Here is a 15,246-nt window from a genome sequence, read left to right on the forward strand (position 1 = left end):
CGCTTACCCCTGACGTAACAGTTCACCGCTCAGTGCATCGCGGATTTCTGATGGGTTTTGGCGGCCGCCGACCGGCGCATCCAGCACCGGAAAAGCCGAGCCAAACTGTTGGCGTACCTCGGCGGCCGTACGGCAAGGGGGCAGCCCGCTGAGGTTGGCACTGGTCGAAACCAAAGGTTTGCCATAGGAGCGGCATAGCTGCTGAACCTGCGGGTGCGCGCTGACCCGCACGGCCAGCGTGCTAAAGCGTCCGGTCAGCCAGCGCGGCGTATCCGCCCGGGCAGGCATTACCCAGGTCACCGGCCCAGGCCAGCGGGAGAAAACGGCAGCGCGAAGCTCCCCCTGCAGCGCCTCATCGCAGACATAAGGCAATAGCTGCTGATAATCAGCCGCAATAAGAATCAGCCCTTTGTCCCACGGGCGCTGCTTAAGATCCAATAGCGCCTGCACCGCAAGCTCGCTGTCCGGATCGCACCCGAGGCCGAAGACCGCCTCCGTGGGATAGGCAATAACACGCTGCTGGCGCAGGGCCGCCACCGCGGCGGCCAGTGAGTCACTCAGTTCTGTATCCATAGCTTCTTTATTATTGATCTATTGGGGTACCGTCAGGCGGCTCGGCCGCTTTCCCACACAGCTTGCTGGCGCAATAGAGACGCACGCCGCCTGCGCTTTTCTTTTCCACCAGGAGCGGGTAGTGGCAATGTGGGCAAACGCCGGAGACGGGTTTCAAATTCACGCTGAACTGGCAGTCTGGGTAGCGCTCACAGGCATAGAATGTTTTACCGTAGCGCGAGCGGCGCTGCAGCAGGTTACCCTTGCCACACTGGGGACACGCTAACTGCGTCTCATCCGGCTTATCGATAGCCTCAGTATGTTCACACTGAGGATAACCGTGGCACCCGATAAACATACCGTAGCGCCCCTGACGCAGCACCAGCACATCGCCACACAGTGGACATCGCTGTCCCTCAAGCACCTTAACAATATGTCCGTCGGCCGACTTCAGCGCACGGATATACTGGCAGGCAGGATAGCGGGAACAGCCCAGAAAAGGGCCATGCTTACCGCTGCGGATCACCAGTTCGGCGCCGCACTCGGGGCATGGCTCGCTTTTCTTGGCACCAAATAATGGGCCTTGCGTCATAATCTTATTTCTTTCAATAAACGAACTGGCCCCCGCTCAATGCAGGTAGCCTTCATGAACCTCAAAAAGCAGCTCTTCCATCTGCCGGTAGGTGTGCTCATGTCCCGGCGCGTTAAACAGCACCATCAGCACCACCCACTTCAGATCGTCCAGCTCAAACTGCTCGATCTCCAGCGCCATCACCCGATCGATAACCATCTCACGGATCTCCGGCGTCAATAGCTGAATCTGCTCCAAGAACAGCAGGAATCCACGGCACTCACTGTCCAAGCAGGTCATTTCATCCGCGGTGTAGAGGCGCAGCGCATGCGGATCGTCCACCGGCAGAACTACATCTCCCTCTTCCTGCATCATCGCCAGCTTTTCCAGCCAGTTCAGCGCCCGAAAGATATCCCCACGCTCAAAGCCCGCGCTGGTCAAATCGTCAGTTAGCTTATCCTGATCGATGTGCATCCCGGCCGTCGTGTGGATATAGGTCTCAAACAGATACATGAGTACATCGAACATGGCCAGCCCTCTTCACACGGACATAGCCGCCGGACACTACCTTAATCCATCCTGCTAACTCCAGTTCGAGCAGGGCTACTGCTACGTCTGGCACAGATCGACCGATGCGTTCGGCGACAGCGTCAACGGTTGTCACCTCATCCCCTACGTTAGCCAACACCTCGGCAAATGGCAATTGAGCATCGTCTTCACCGGCAGAAATATTCCCTTCTGTGAGCGGTGCCAACCAATGCAGCGGGCTGTTCAGTTGCTCAAGGATATCCGCCGGCGCCGTGATAAGAGAGGCGCCCTGTTGGATCAGCCAATGGCACCCTGCACTCTGCGGGCTGTCTAGCGAGCCGGGAATGGCGAACACCTCCCTCCCCTGATCCAATGCCAGACGCGCCGTGATCAGCGAACCGCTGCGCAGCGTCGCCTCGACCACTAGCACCCCCAGACTCAACCCGCTGATGATACGGTTACGCTGCGGAAAATAGGCGGGACGCGCCTCTGTCCCGGGAAAAAACTCAGACACCAGCGCACCGTCTGCCTCTAGAATGGCCTGCGCCAGCCAGCGGTGCGTCCGCGGCGCCACGCAGTCTGGCCCACTACCCAGTACCGCGATGGTTTTTCCCTGCGCCGACAGCGCACCGCGGTGCGCCAGACCATCGATTCCCAGCGCAAGGCCGCTGACGATCGTCAATCCGCTCGCCGCCAGTACCCGGGCAAAAAACGACGCCTGGCTATCGCCATAGCGGCTGGGCGCACGGCTACCGACAATGGCCAGCGCCGCCGTTGACAGCAGGTGGGGATCGCCGCAAACAAACAGCAGCGCAGGGGCGCCGGCGATCTGGCGCAGGCGATCGGGGTAGGCACCGTCGGCCAGCGTCAGCATCCCCCCCCGACCGCCGTCCAACCACGCCAGCGCCTCAGCGATACCCGTAGCGCCATGAAACTGCCGCTGCTGCGCAGAGGTCAGCCCGCCGGACGCCATCCCCTGCGCCGATACGCCCTGCTGCGCCAATATCTTCGCCGCATTAACGATATGGGGCGCCCCCAGCCCGCGAACCTGCGCGAGACGCAGCCAGATTTCGTGACCTTCCATTGCGCTCCCGCGGCTCTCGACCGATGTGTTCAATAGGTGAACAATACTGTCAATCAGGGGGAGAACTGTCTAGAATAGGAGTGAAAATCATTCCCTAGCTCAGAGGACGTTTAAAGAGATTTATGGCGGTATTGCAGGTATTACATTTCCCCGATGAGCGGCTTCGCACTATTGCCAAGCCGGTACACGACGTTACGCCCGACATCCAGCGTATTGTGGACGATATGTTCGAGACTATGTACGCGGAAGAGGGCATTGGCCTAGCTGCGACACAGGTGGACATTCACCAGCGTATTATCGTCATTGACGTGTCAGAGAATCGCGATCAGCGCCTGGTATTGATCAACCCGGAGCTGCTGCAGCATGAGGGGGAGGCCGGTATCGAAGAAGGCTGTCTCTCCGTTCCTGAACAGCGGGCGCTGGTGACCCGTGCGGAACACATCAAAGTGCGCGCCCTGGATCGCGACGGTAAGCTCTTTGAGCTGGAGACCGATGGTCTGCTCGCCATCTGCATTCAGCACGAGATGGATCACCTGATGGGTAAGCTGTTTATTGACTATCTGTCGCCGCTGAAGCGTCAACGCATCCGCCAAAAACTGGAAAAGCTGTATAAGCAGCAGGCCCGCGCCGTTAACTAACCCAAGGCAGGATACTCCCGTGTCTCATTCGCTCCGTATCATTTTTGCGGGTACGCCCGATTTTGCCGCCCGCCATCTTGAGGCGCTCCTGGCCTCGGATCATCAGATCGTCGGCGTCTTTACCCAGCCGGATCGACCGTCAGGGCGCGGTAACAAGCTGACGCCGAGCCCGGTCAAGGCCCTGGCGCTGCAGCATGATCTGCCGGTCTTTCAGCCGGCCTCTCTGCGGCCGGCTGAAAATCAGTGCCTGGTCTCCTCACTGCAGGCCGACGTCATGGTCGTGGTCGCCTACGGGCTGATCCTGCCCCAGGCGGTGCTGGATATGCCGCGCCTGGGCTGTATTAACGTACATGGCTCTCTGCTGCCGCGCTGGCGCGGCGCGGCGCCGATCCAGCGGGCGCTATGGGCGGGCGATAGCGCAACCGGCGTCACCATCATGCAGATGGACGTCGGGCTAGATACCGGTGATATGCTGTTGAAGCTGTCTTGCCCCATCACCCAGGACGACACCAGCGCCACGCTGTACGATAAGCTGGCCGCGCTGGGACCGCAGGGCCTGCTGACCACGCTGTCCCAACTGGCTGACGGCACCGCAAAGGCCCAGCAGCAGGATGATGCGCTGAGCACCTATGCGGAGAAGCTGAGCAAGGAGGAGGCGCGGCTGGACTGGTCGCTCTCCGCCGAGCAGCTGGCGCGCTGCGTACGCGCCTTTAATCCCTGGCCGGTCAGCTTCTTTATGCTGGAGGAGCAGCCGGTGAAAGTCTGGGAGGCAACGGCGCTTTCCCAGTATGCCAACACCGCACCGGGAACCATCGTCAGCGCCGACAAACAGGGGATCGCCGTCGCCACTGCGCAGGGGATACTGCTGTTAACCCAGCTGCAGCCGGCCGGCAAGAAAATCATGGCGGCCCGTGACCTGCTCAACTCACGTAAAGAGAGCTTTCTGCCAGGCACCGTTCTGGCATAAGCTCCGTCCGCCCGGCGCCGTCCGGGCGGAGATCGTCTACTTTCCTGTCCCCTGACGTCAGCGGCGGTGGGGTATTTCCCCCGCAAACCGTGATAAACTTCGAACAATATCCGATTTACTCGCAGCGACGGTCCCTTGTGTCAATGAAAAATACTCCCTATAACCTGCGTGCCATCGCGGCCCGCACGCTGAGCGCAGTCCTCGATCAAGGACAGTCCCTGAGCAGTGTACTGCCCGGCGCCGCCCAGCCTCTCAGCGATAAAGACCGAGCCCTGTTACAGGAGCTGTGCTTTGGCACGCTGCGGGTACTGCCGCAGCTGGAGTGGATAGTGCAGCAGCTGATGGCCAAGGTCCTGACGGGCAAACAGCGTCCGCTGCACTATCTGCTGCTGGTCGGGCTATATCAGCTGATTTATACGCGTATCCCTCCCCACGCCGCGCTGGCAGAAACCGTTGACGGCGCCGTTGCGCTCAAGCGCCCGCAGTTAAAGGGGCTGATCAACGGCGTGCTGCGCCAGTTTCAGCGCCAGCAGCAGCCACTGCTTTTACAGTCACAGCAGCATGCCAGCCATTGGCTGCATCCCTCATGGCTGCTTAAGCGTCTGCAGCAGGCCTATCCGGCGCAGTGGCAAAGTATCGCGGACGCCAATAATCAGCGCCCGCCGATGTGGCTACGGGTCAATCGGCGCCACCACGCTCGCGACGCCTATCTGGCGCTGCTGCAGCAGGCCGGTATTGACGCCGTCCCCCACGAAACTTTTCCTGACGCCCTCCGCCTGCAGGATCCCCAGCCGGTGTCACGCCTGCCGGGCTTCGAGCAGGGATGGGTTACGGTGCAGGACGCCAGCGCACAGCACAGCGTGGATCTGCTCGATCCGCAGGACGGCGAACAGATCCTTGATCTGTGCTGCGCGCCGGGTGGCAAAACCACCCATATTCTGGAGGCGGCGCCTAAGGCCCACGTACTGGCTGTCGACGTCGATGAGAACCGCCTCAAGCGGGTCCGCGAAAACCTGCAGCGGCTGCAGCAGCATGCCGAGATCCGCTGCGGCGATGGGCGCACCCCTGACGCATGGGCCAGCGGCCGGCAGTTCGACCGGATTCTGTTGGACGCCCCCTGCTCAGCGACCGGCGTCATACGCCGCCATCCGGACATCAAATGGCTGCGCCGCGACGGCGATATCGCCGAGCTGGCCGCACTGCAGCGCGAGATCATCGATGCCATCTGGCCTTTCTTGAAATCCGGCGGCGTGATGGTCTACGCCACCTGCTCCATTCTGCCGCAGGAAAACCAGGAGCAGATCCTCGCCTTCCTGTCTCGCCACCCGGATGCGCGCCTGAGCGACAGCGGCGATATACAGCGGCCCGGCCTTCAGTTTTTGCCGCAGCCCGACGCGGGCGACGGCTTCTTTTACGCTAAGCTGATAAAAGCATAATCCGCAGGCCGCCCGCCAGGCGGCCGGCGCTCGCCAAGCAGAGAACAGCATCATGAAAATTATCATTTTAGGTGCCGGCCAGGTGGGGGGGACCCTAGCGGAAAACCTGGTAGGTGAGAATAACGATATCACCATCGTCGACACCAACAGCGATCGCCTGCGTCAGCTACAGGATAAGTTCGATCTGCGCGTCGTGCAGGGCTATGGCTCCCATCCGCGGGTACTGCGTGAAGCCGGCGCGGACGACGCCGATATGCTGGTCGCCGTGACCAGCTCGGACGAAACCAACATGATCGCCTGCCAGGTCGCTTATTCCCTGTTCAGCACCCCAAACCGGATCGCCCGCATCCGCTCGACCGAATATATCCGCGAGCACGAGCGGTTATTCAACCCGGAGGCGGTTCCCATCGATCACCTGATCGCGCCCGAACAGCTGGTCACCGACTATGTCTACCGGCTGATCGAATATCCTGGGGCGCTGCAGGTGGTGAACTTTGCCGGGGGTAAGGTCAGCCTGGTAGCGGTCAAGGCCTACTACGGTGGGCCGTTGGTGGGCAATGCCCTGACCTCGCTGAAGGAGCATATGCCGCATATCGATACGCGCGTGGCGGCGATCTTCCGTCAGGATCGGCCAATCCGCCCGCAGGGATCCACGGTGATCGAGGCCGGCGACGAGGTCTTCTTTGTCGCGGCATCGCATAACATCCGGGCGGTAATGAGTGAGCTGCAGCGGCTGGAGAAACCCTATAAACGTATCATGATCGTCGGCGGCGGCAACGTCGGCGCCGGGTTGGCCCAGCGACTGGAGAAGGACTACAGCGTCAAGCTGATCGAACACAATGCTCAGCGCGCGGCCGAACTGGCCGAGAAGCTGCATGACACCATCGTCTTCTATGGCGACGCCTCCGATCAGGAGCTGCTGACCGAAGAGCACATCGATCAGGTGGATGTTTTCATCGCCCTGACCAACGATGATGAAGCCAATATTATGTCGGCTATGCTGGCCAAACGCCTTGGTGCCAAAAAGGTAATGGTACTGATCCAGCGCAGCGCCTACGTCGATCTGGTCCAGGGCAGCGTTATCGATATCGCCATCTCACCGCAGCAGGCCACCATTTCCGCTCTGCTCGGCCATGTGCGCAAGGCGGATATCGTCAGCGTCTCCTCCCTGCGACGCGGCGTGGCAGAGGCGATTGAAGCCATCGCGCACGGCGACGAAAGCACCTCGAAGGTGGTCGGACGGCGCGTAGAGGAGATTAAGCTGCCGCCGGGTACCACCATCGGTGCCATCGTACGGGGGGACGACGTGCTGATTGCCAGCCGTGAGTCCAAAATTGAACAGGGAGACCACGTGATCATGTTCCTGACGGACAAGAAATTTATATCCGACGTGGAGCGCCTGTTTCAGCCAAGTCCTTTCTTTTTGTAACTACGGCTATGCTCAACTATCGCTCCGTGCTGTACATCCTTGGGATGATGCTGTCGAAAGTGGCGCTGCTGATGTACGTGCCGCTGCTGTATGCCCTGCTCACCGGCACCGGTGGGGTTTACGAATTTCTGCAGGCGGTGATCATCACCCACCTGATCTCCCTGTTTTTGATCGCCCAAGGGCGCAGCCAGAAATTCTACCTGCGTATCCGCGATATGTTTCTGACCACGACCCTGGCGTGGCTGACGGCCTGCTGCTTCGGCGCGCTGCCCTTTGTGTTCATCAAACATATCACCTTTACCGATGCCTTCTTTGAGACCATGTCCGGGCTGACTACCACTGGCTCTTCGGTGCTGTCCAATCTCAACCAGATGGAACCCAGCGTCTTACTGTGGCGCTCGCTGCTGCAGTGGATGGGCGGCGTCGGGTTTATCGTGATGGCGGTCGCCATTCTGCCGTTTCTGGACGTCGGCGGTATGCGCCTGTTCCATACCGAATCCTCCGATTGGTCAGAGAAATCCTCGCCGCGGATGAAAGACGTAGCCAAAAGCATCATGGCGGTCTATGCGGTGCTGACGTTCCTATGCTACCTCGGCTATCGCTACGCGGGGATGAGCAACTTCGATGCGGTCAACCACGCCTTCGCAACCATCTCCACCGGTGGATTTTCAACTAACGACAAATCCATGGCGGCGTACTCCGTACTGGCACAGTGGAACGCGATCCTGTTTATGTTCCTCGGTTCCCTGCCCTTTCTGCTGTTCGTACAGGCGCTGCGTCAGCGCAGTCTCAGAACCCTGATGCGCGACCAGCAGCTGGTTGGCTTTAGCCGCTTTGTGCTGATCACCGGCCTGGTTCTCACGCTGTGGCTATGGCACAAGCACATCTTTGATTTTGAAGATAGCCTGCGCATCGCGTTTTTCAATTTGATCAATATTCTGTCGACCACCGGCTACTCGCTGGGCAACTTCGATCAGTGGACGCCATTCACCACGGTGCTGTTCGCCTCGGTCATGCTGTTGGGCGGTTGCTCCGGCTCTACCGCCGGCGGGATCAAAATGTTCCGAGTACAGATTGGCTTCGAAAGCCTGCATATAGAGGTACGCAAGCTGATCCATCCCAATGCCGTATTCCCACGCCGTTACAATAACCGGCCAATTACCAACGAAGTCAGCCGCTCGGTGATCGCCTTTATGATGGCGTTTATTGCGATCACCATGCTGATTGCCGCCGTCCTCGGGCTGTGCGGCGTCGATGCACTTTCGGCGATCACCGGCGCCATGACCGCGATGGCCAACGTCGGCCCGGGAATGGGGCCGCTGATCGGTCCCAGCGGCAACTTTGCACCGCTGCCCGACGTTGCCAAGTGGGCCCTGGCGCTCGGTATGCTCTTGGGACGGCTAGAGGTCATGACCATGCTGGTGCTGTTCTTCCCCAGCTTCTGGCGGCGCTGAGACTCCCAACGCGCTTCGCCTAGCAAAGCGGCGGTAAGTGATTACACTTATAGTATGAATAATTTAGGGGGTAGTTATGAGCCTACTGAAAGAGTTTCGTGAATTTGCCATGCGCGGCAACGTCGTGGATATGGCCGTCGGGGTTATCATCGGCGCCGCGTTCGGCAAAATCGTCTCCTCGCTGGTCGGGGATGTGGTCATGCCGCTGCTCGGGCTGTTGATCGGCGGCGTCGACTTTAAACAGTTTCACTGGGTGATACACGAGGCCGTCGGCAGCACCCCGGCCGTGGTCGTCAACTATGGACAGTTTATACAGACCATCTTCGACTTTATCATCGTCGCATTCGCCATTTTTATGGCGATCAAGCTGATGAACAAACTGCGGCGCCAAAAGGCGGCAGCAACGCCGCCGGCACCCAGCGCAGAAGCGGTACTGCTCACGGAGATCCGCGACTTGCTTAAAGCGCAGCAGCAAGACAAATAAACCGGACACCGCCGGGCGGCAGGCCTCTCTGCCGCTAGCGATCCGAGCGCGGAGTAAAGTAACCCCGTAAATCCACCCGTGGCAAAAACGCCTCGGCCCCCGCCTCCAGCGCTTCGAGAATAGAGCAGTAGGCGCTGCTGTGCGCCGTACCGCAGCAGGCATCACTCAGACGCCGCAGAGAATCGCGCATATACTCCAGCTCCCGCAGCTTACCCTCCACCTCACGCAGACGCCGTTCGACGATAGACTTCGACTCCTGACACGTGTGGTGGGCCGGGTCGACCCGGATCGAGAGCAGTTCCCGAATGGCCTCCAGCGATAACCCCAGGCGCTGGGCATAGCGAATGAAGCGCAGGCGCTGCAAGTCGGCGTCGCCGTATAAGCGATAGCCGCCCTCGGTACGCACCGCGTGAGACATCATCTGCTGCTTTTCATAGTAGCGGATAGTATCCGGCGTCACGCCGGCCAGCTTCGCCAGTTGACCGATACGGTACATGGTTACTCTCCCGTCGGTGTCAGCTGCCGACGCAGCGGCTCGCCGTAGGCTCCGCGCAGAAACGCGGTATCCATGCCGGCCTGCTGCAGGCGCAGCTCCAGCAGTGTCAGTCGCTTACTCAGCGCACGATAGTCGGGATGATCGCCGTCGATCCCCCGCAGCATCTCCAGCAGCGTAATCGCCTCGCGGCGCTGCTCCAGCGGCGGCGGTAGGCAGCCCGCATTCTTCAGCAGACGATAGCCGGAGCGCAGCTCGGCAGGAACATGACTGTCATCGTCCAGGATCAGCGGTCTTCCCTCGCCGGGCAGCGCAGAGAGCTCACCGCGCGCCTGAGCGTCGGCGATATGGCGTTCAGCCCAATCATCGATAATCGACATAGTGATTCCGGTTAGGTATCTGTATGCAGGGTAAAGCCAGACGGTGGGAAAATAAAGCGGGGTGGGTATTCAGGCAATAAAAAAACCGGGCCAAGGCCCGGCTTTCCTATGCATTAGCAGATTACTCTGCTGCAGCTTCTGCTTCAGATGCAGAACGATCAACCAGCTCGATGTAAGCCATCGGCGCGTTGTCGCCTGCACGGAAGCCACACTTCAGAATGCGAGTGTAGCCACCGGCACGGCTCGCGAAGCGCGGGCCCAGCTCGTTAAACAGTTTTGCCACGATCTCGTTATCACGAGTACGGGCGAATGCCAGACGACGGTTAGCAACGCTGTCGGTCTTGGCAAGAGTAATCAGCGGCTCAACCACGCGACGCAGCTCTTTCGCTTTCGGCAGGGTCGTCTTGATGATCTCATGACGAACCAGAGAACCGGCCATGTTGCGGAACATAGCCTGGCGATGGCTGCTGTTGCGGTTCAGTTGACGACCACTCTTACGATGGCGCATGACCTTATCCTTCTCAGTAAAACCTTAACCTGTGATCCAGTTACTCGTCAGCGATACTTGCCGGCGGCCAATTTTCCAGGCGCATGCCCAGAGAGAGACCGCGAGAGGCCAGCACGTCTTTAATCTCAGTAAGAGATTTTTTACCCAGGTTCGGCGTTTTCAGCAACTCAACCTCGGTACGCTGTACCAGATCACCGATGTAGTGGATAGCTTCTGCCTTCAGGCAGTTCGCAGAGCGGACAGTCAATTCCAGATCGTCAACAGGGCGCAGCAGGATCGGATCGAACTCAGGCTTCTCTTCTTTCACTTCCGGCTGACGTACATCACGCAGGTCAACGAAAGCTTCAAGTTGTTCAGCCAGGATAGTTGCCGCACGGCGAATTGACTCTTCCGGGTCAATGGTACCGTTGGTTTCCATCTCGATGACCAGCTTGTCCAGGTCGGTACGCTGTTCAACGCGCGCTGCTTCAACATTGTAGGCAATACGCTCTACAGGGCTGTAGCAGGCGTCGACCAACAGACGGCCGATCGGGCGCTCATCTTCTTCCGAATGAATTCGGGCAGACGCCGGCACATAACCACGACCACGCTGAACTTTGATACGCATATTGATAGATGCGTTTTCATCGGTCAGATGGCAGATCACATGGTGCGGCTTGACGATTTCGACATCACCATCATGGGTGATATCGGCTGCAGTCACAGGGCCAATGCCAGATTTATTCAGGGTAAGAATTACTTCATCTTTGCCTTGAACTTTCACCGCCAGCCCTTTCAGGTTGAGCAGGATTTCCAGGATATCTTCCTGTACGCCTTCTTTGGTGCTGTACTCGTGCAGTACACCATCAATCTCAACCTCGGTCACCGCGCAACCCGGCATAGATGAAAGCAGAATACGGCGCAGTGCGTTACCAAGAGTATGGCCAAAGCCACGCTCTAACGGCTCAAGGGTCACCTTGGCGTGCGTCGAACTCAGTTGCTCGATATCTACCAGGCGCGGTTTTAGAAACTCTGTCACAGAACCCTGCATTGTGTCCTCTCTTTGGTACTAAGCTTTACTTGGAGTAAAGCTCGACGATCAGGTGTTCGTTAATGTCCGCAGACAGGTCGGAACGTTCAGGCTGACGCTTGAACACACCTTCCATTTTAGCAGCATCAACTTCCAGCCAAGTCGGCTTTTCACGCTGCTCAGCCAGCTCCAGAGCGGCTTTAACGCGAGACTGCTTCTTCGCTTTCTCACGGACGCTGACTACGTCATTCGGAGATACCTGATAAGAAGCGATGTTAACAACGCGACCGTTTACTACGATAGCCTTGTGGCTAACCAGCTGACGTGCTTCTGCGCGGGTAGCGCCAAAGCCCATGCGGTAAACAACGTTGTCCAGACGACCTTCCAGCAGAGCCAACAGGTTTTCACCGGTGTTGCCTTTCAGACGTGCTGCTTCTTTGTAGTAGTTACGGAACTGACGCTCCAGAACGCCGTAGATACGACGAACTTTTTGCTTCTCACGCAACTGAACACCATAGTCAGACAGACGCGGCTTGCGCGCACCGTGCTGGCCAGGTGCCTGTTCAATTTTACACTTGGAATCGATCGCGCGAACACCTGACTTCAGGAACAGGTCGGTGCCCTCACGACGGCTCAGCTTGAGCTTAGGACCCAAATATCTTGCCATTTTCTTTCTCCAACTATCCGAGAAACGACGTTATACGCGACGTTTCTTCGGCGGACGACAACCGTTATGAGGGATCGGAGTCACATCAGTGATGTTCGTGATGCGGAAACCGGCCGCGTTCAGTGCGCGGATGGTAGATTCGCGACCCGGACCCGGTCCTTTAACCATAACTTCCAGATTCTTGATACCGTACTCTTTTACAGCTTCAGCGCAGCGCTCTGCTGCAACCTGAGCGGCAAACGGAGTGGATTTACGAGAACCACGGAAACCGGAACCACCGGCTGTTGCCCAACCCAGTGCGTTACCCTGACGATCAGTAATGGTAACGATGGTGTTGTTGAAAGAAGCATGGATGTGAGCCACACCGTCAGATACTTGCTTTCTTACGCGCTTACGTGCACGAATTGGTGCTTTTGCCATTGTTCAATCACCCCGACTATTTCTTGATCGGTTTACGCGGACCCTTGCGGGTACGTGCGTTGGTCTTAGTACGCTGACCGCGAACCGGCAGACCACGACGATGACGCAAACCACGATAGCAACCAATGTCCATCAGACGCTTGATGCTCAGGGTAACTTCACGACGCAGATCGCCTTCTACGGTGTATTTGGCGACTTCGTCACGCAGCGTTTCGATTTGCTCTTCAGACAGCTCACTGATCTTAACATTTTCAGCAATGCCCGCAGCGGCGCAGATAGCCTGTGAACGGGTTTTGCCGATGCCGAAGATCGCGGTCAGCGCGATCACGGTATGCTTTTGATCAGGAATGTTAATGCCTGCTATACGGGCCACTATGCACTCCTAGATTAATATACGACGGCACCACTCTGAAAAGCCCGTTTTCAGGATACTCAAATGGCGCCGTTGCAACAAACAAAAGATTGGCTGGCTAATCTAGCCAGCTCAACCCAACTTTGCAAGAAAAATATGCGAGATAATCAGCCTTGACGCTGCTTATGCTTCGGTTCTACGCTGCAAATCACACGCACAACACCGTTGCGCTTAACGATTTTGCAGTTACGGCATAATTTCTTGACGGAAGCACGAACTTTCATTTTACTCTCCGTAACTTCTCAAACTCACCTGGATTAGCGGTTATAGCCTTTCAGGTTCGCTTTCTTCAATGCAGACTCGTACTGACTGGACATCATCAGAGTTTGCACTTGAGCCATAAAGTCCATGATGACGACTACTACGATGAGTAGTGAGGTACCACCGAAATAGAATGGTACTTTCATCGCATCACGCATGAACTCCGGGATCAGGCAGATAAATGTAATGTACAGCGCACCAACCAGAGTCAGACGGGTCATTACCTTATCGATGTACTTCGCCGTTTGCTCTCCCGGACGAATTCCTGGTACAAATGCACCGGACTTCTTCAGGTTATCCGCTGTTTCACGCGGGTTGAAAACCAACGCCGTGTAGAAGAAACAGAAGAAGATGATTGCAGACGCATAGAGTAACACATAAAGCGGTTGCCCAGGCTGCAAATACAGCGAAATTGTAGTCAGCCAGTTCCAACCTGTACCGCCCCCAAACCAAGATGCGATCGTGGCCGGGAACAGAATGATGCTGGAAGCGAAGATTGCCGGGATAACCCCTGCCATATTCACTTTCAACGGCAAATGTGTGCTCTGTGCTGCGTAAACACGACGACCTTGCTGACGCTTGGCATAGTTAACGACGATACGACGCTGACCACGCTCCACGAAAACAACGAAGAAGGTTACTGCGAATACTAACACTGCAACCAACAGCAACAGAAGGAAGTGCAGGTCGCCCTGCCGCGCTTGCTCGATAGTATGGCCAATCGCCGGCGGAAGCCCCGCCACAATCCCTGCGAAGATAATGATCGAGATACCGTTACCGATACCACGCTCAGTGATCTGTTCGCCCAGCCACATCAGGAACATTGTCCCGGTAACCAGGCTCACAACCGCAGTGAAGTAGAAAGCAAAGCCCGGATTAATCACCAGGCCCTGCATTCCAGGCATATTCGGCAAACCGGTAGCGATACCGATCGACTGGAATATGGCCAGTACCAACGTACCGTAGCGGGTGTACTGGCTAATCTTGCGACGGCCAGCCTCCCCTTCTTTCTTTATTTCCGCCAGGGTGGGGTGAACCACCGTCAGCAGCTGGATAATGATCGACGCCGAAATATACGGCATGATCCCCAGAGCAAAGATAGAAGCACGGCTCAGAGCACCACCGGAGAACATGTTAAACATGTCGATGATGGTGCCCTGCTGTTGCTCGAGCAGTTTGGCAAGTACAGCGGCATCAATACCAGGGATCGGAATAAAAGAGCCAATACGGAAAACAATCAGCGCCCCAATAACAAACAACAGTCTGCGCTTGAGCTCGCCCAGTCCACCCTTGGCACTTTGAAAATCTAATCCCGGTTGTTTAGCCATCTGCTACTTATTCCTCGATTTTACCGCCAGCAGCTTCAATCGCAGCACGTGCGCCTTTGGACACACGCAGACCGCGCAGGGTTACTGCACGATTGATTTCACCAGACAGCATAACTTTGGCGAATTCGATCTGCGGGCCAATAACGTTAGCCGCTTTCAGCACGTTCAGGTCGATAACGTCGCCTTCGATCAGCGCGATCTCAGACAGACGAATTTCAGCCGTCACCATCGCTTTACGCGAGGTGAAGCCAAACTTCGGCAGACGACGGTACAGCGGCATCTGGCCACCTTCGAAACCGCGACGTACGCCACCGCCAGAACGAGACTTCTGACCTTTGTGACCACGACCGCCGGTTTTACCCAGGCCAGAACCGATACCACGACCCAGACGCTTGGAAGCGTGCTTGGAGCCTTCGGCCGGAGACAGAGTATTCAAACGCATCTGTTACTCCTCAACTTTAACCATGTAGGAAACCGCGTTGATCATACCACGAACGGCAGGAGTATCCTCACGCTCTACGGTGTGACCGATGCGACGCAGACCCAGGCCAAGCAGCGTTGCCTTATGTTTCGGCAGACGGCCGATCGCACTGCGGGTTTGAGTAATTTTGATAGTCTTTGCCAT

The 15,246-nt window shown here is 57.4% G+C and carries 21 protein-coding genes; 6 read left to right on the forward strand and 15 right to left on the reverse strand.

Features of this window, described 5'->3' with window-relative positions; genetic code table 11:
• Positions 1 to 3: 3 nt before the first annotated feature.
• From tsaC to dprA, 4 genes are read right to left on the reverse strand one after another with little or no spacing between them, the layout of a single operon-like run.
• On the reverse strand, positions 4 to 573 hold the full coding sequence (gene tsaC / locus ETEE_RS06225; protein ID WP_034165747.1) for an L-threonylcarbamoyladenylate synthase type 1 TsaC: 570 nt from the start codon (positions 571 to 573) through the stop codon (positions 4 to 6).
• 10 nt (positions 574 to 583) lie between these two features.
• Positions 584 to 1,144 carry a DNA topoisomerase family protein gene (locus ETEE_RS06230; protein ID WP_034165748.1) on the reverse strand — a complete coding sequence of 187 codons (561 nt, stop codon included), beginning with the start codon at positions 1,142 to 1,144 and terminating at the stop codon, positions 584 to 586.
• A gap of 36 nt (positions 1,145 to 1,180) precedes the next feature.
• The gene (locus ETEE_RS06235) at positions 1,181 to 1,651 is read right to left on the reverse strand and encodes a DUF494 family protein (protein WP_034165749.1); all 471 of its coding nucleotides are present in this window, start codon (positions 1,649 to 1,651) and stop codon (positions 1,181 to 1,183) included.
• Positions 1,623 to 2,735 carry a DNA-processing protein DprA gene (gene dprA, locus ETEE_RS06240; protein ID WP_034165750.1) on the reverse strand — a complete coding sequence of 371 codons (1,113 nt, stop codon included), beginning with the start codon at positions 2,733 to 2,735 and terminating at the stop codon, positions 1,623 to 1,625. The genes ETEE_RS06235 and dprA overlap by 29 nt, the downstream gene beginning before the upstream one ends.
• 122 nt (positions 2,736 to 2,857) lie before the next feature.
• On the opposite strand from dprA, the gene def reads away from it, so the two are divergent.
• The 6 genes from def to mscL all read left to right on the forward strand — a co-directional run bounded on the left by def (position 2,858) and on the right by mscL (position 9,143).
• The gene (gene def / locus ETEE_RS06245) at positions 2,858 to 3,373 is read left to right on the forward strand and encodes a peptide deformylase (RefSeq protein ID WP_034165751.1); all 516 of its coding nucleotides are present in this window, start codon (positions 2,858 to 2,860) and stop codon (positions 3,371 to 3,373) included.
• Positions 3,374 to 3,392: 19 nt separating this feature from the next.
• Complete coding sequence (gene fmt, locus ETEE_RS06250) at positions 3,393 to 4,340, forward strand: methionyl-tRNA formyltransferase (protein WP_034165752.1); 948 nt, start codon at positions 3,393 to 3,395, stop codon at positions 4,338 to 4,340.
• Positions 4,341 to 4,483: 143 nt separating this feature from the next.
• Entirely contained in the window at positions 4,484 to 5,776 is a 1,293-nt protein-coding gene (gene rsmB, locus ETEE_RS06255; protein ID WP_034165753.1) for a 16S rRNA (cytosine(967)-C(5))-methyltransferase RsmB, read from the forward strand.
• A 52-nt stretch (positions 5,777 to 5,828) separates the two neighbouring features.
• Positions 5,829 to 7,205 (forward strand): Trk system potassium transporter TrkA, encoded by a 1,377-nt coding sequence (gene trkA / locus ETEE_RS06260; RefSeq protein WP_015872757.1) that lies wholly within the window; start codon positions 5,829 to 5,831, stop codon positions 7,203 to 7,205.
• A gap of 8 nt (positions 7,206 to 7,213) precedes the next feature.
• Positions 7,214 to 8,659: a TrkH family potassium uptake protein gene (locus ETEE_RS06265; RefSeq protein ID WP_034165754.1), complete on the forward strand. Its 1,446-nt coding sequence runs from the start codon at positions 7,214 to 7,216 to the stop codon at positions 8,657 to 8,659.
• A gap of 76 nt (positions 8,660 to 8,735) precedes the next feature.
• Positions 8,736 to 9,143 (forward strand): large-conductance mechanosensitive channel protein MscL, encoded by a 408-nt coding sequence (gene mscL / locus ETEE_RS06270; RefSeq protein ID WP_034165755.1) that lies wholly within the window; start codon positions 8,736 to 8,738, stop codon positions 9,141 to 9,143.
• A gap of 34 nt (positions 9,144 to 9,177) precedes the next feature.
• On the opposite strand, the gene zntR is transcribed toward mscL, so the two are convergent.
• The 11 genes from zntR to rpmD form a co-directional block, all read right to left on the reverse strand.
• A complete protein-coding gene (zntR, locus tag ETEE_RS06275) occupies positions 9,178 to 9,639 on the reverse strand; it encodes a Zn(2+)-responsive transcriptional regulator (protein WP_034165756.1) in 462 nt (153 codons plus the stop codon).
• Positions 9,640 to 9,641: 2 nt separating this feature from the next.
• Positions 9,642 to 10,016, reverse strand: a complete 375-nt coding sequence (locus tag ETEE_RS06280; protein WP_034165757.1) for a DnaJ family domain-containing protein — start codon at positions 10,014 to 10,016, stop codon at positions 9,642 to 9,644.
• Positions 10,017 to 10,137: 121 nt separating this feature from the next.
• Positions 10,138 to 10,524: a 50S ribosomal protein L17 gene (gene rplQ / locus ETEE_RS06285; protein ID WP_015872763.1), complete on the reverse strand. Its 387-nt coding sequence runs from the start codon at positions 10,522 to 10,524 to the stop codon at positions 10,138 to 10,140.
• A gap of 40 nt (positions 10,525 to 10,564) precedes the next feature.
• Positions 10,565 to 11,554, reverse strand: coding sequence for a DNA-directed RNA polymerase subunit alpha (locus ETEE_RS06290; RefSeq protein WP_005290354.1), 990 nt, complete (start codon positions 11,552 to 11,554; stop codon positions 10,565 to 10,567).
• A gap of 25 nt (positions 11,555 to 11,579) precedes the next feature.
• Positions 11,580 to 12,200 carry a 30S ribosomal protein S4 gene (rpsD, locus tag ETEE_RS06295; protein WP_005290355.1) on the reverse strand — a complete coding sequence of 207 codons (621 nt, stop codon included), beginning with the start codon at positions 12,198 to 12,200 and terminating at the stop codon, positions 11,580 to 11,582.
• A gap of 30 nt (positions 12,201 to 12,230) precedes the next feature.
• Positions 12,231 to 12,620 carry a 30S ribosomal protein S11 gene (gene rpsK, locus ETEE_RS06300; RefSeq protein ID WP_002919257.1) on the reverse strand — a complete coding sequence of 130 codons (390 nt, stop codon included), beginning with the start codon at positions 12,618 to 12,620 and terminating at the stop codon, positions 12,231 to 12,233.
• A 16-nt stretch (positions 12,621 to 12,636) separates the two neighbouring features.
• On the reverse strand, positions 12,637 to 12,993 hold the full coding sequence (gene rpsM / locus ETEE_RS06305; protein WP_012850017.1) for a 30S ribosomal protein S13: 357 nt from the start codon (positions 12,991 to 12,993) through the stop codon (positions 12,637 to 12,639).
• A gap of 146 nt (positions 12,994 to 13,139) precedes the next feature.
• On the reverse strand, positions 13,140 to 13,256 hold the full coding sequence (rpmJ, locus tag ETEE_RS20000) for a 50S ribosomal protein L36 (RefSeq protein ID WP_008815462.1): 117 nt from the start codon (positions 13,254 to 13,256) through the stop codon (positions 13,140 to 13,142).
• A gap of 33 nt (positions 13,257 to 13,289) precedes the next feature.
• Positions 13,290 to 14,621, reverse strand: coding sequence for a preprotein translocase subunit SecY (secY, locus tag ETEE_RS06310; protein ID WP_005290357.1), 1,332 nt, complete (start codon positions 14,619 to 14,621; stop codon positions 13,290 to 13,292).
• A 7-nt stretch (positions 14,622 to 14,628) separates the two neighbouring features.
• The gene (gene rplO, locus ETEE_RS06315) at positions 14,629 to 15,063 is read right to left on the reverse strand and encodes a 50S ribosomal protein L15 (protein ID WP_005290360.1); all 435 of its coding nucleotides are present in this window, start codon (positions 15,061 to 15,063) and stop codon (positions 14,629 to 14,631) included.
• A gap of 3 nt (positions 15,064 to 15,066) precedes the next feature.
• Entirely contained in the window at positions 15,067 to 15,246 is a 180-nt protein-coding gene (gene rpmD / locus ETEE_RS06320; RefSeq protein ID WP_005290362.1) for a 50S ribosomal protein L30, read from the reverse strand.

It is taken from the genome of Edwardsiella anguillarum ET080813 (assembly GCF_000264765.2).
Lineage (GTDB): Bacteria > Pseudomonadota > Gammaproteobacteria > Enterobacterales > Enterobacteriaceae > Edwardsiella > Edwardsiella anguillarum.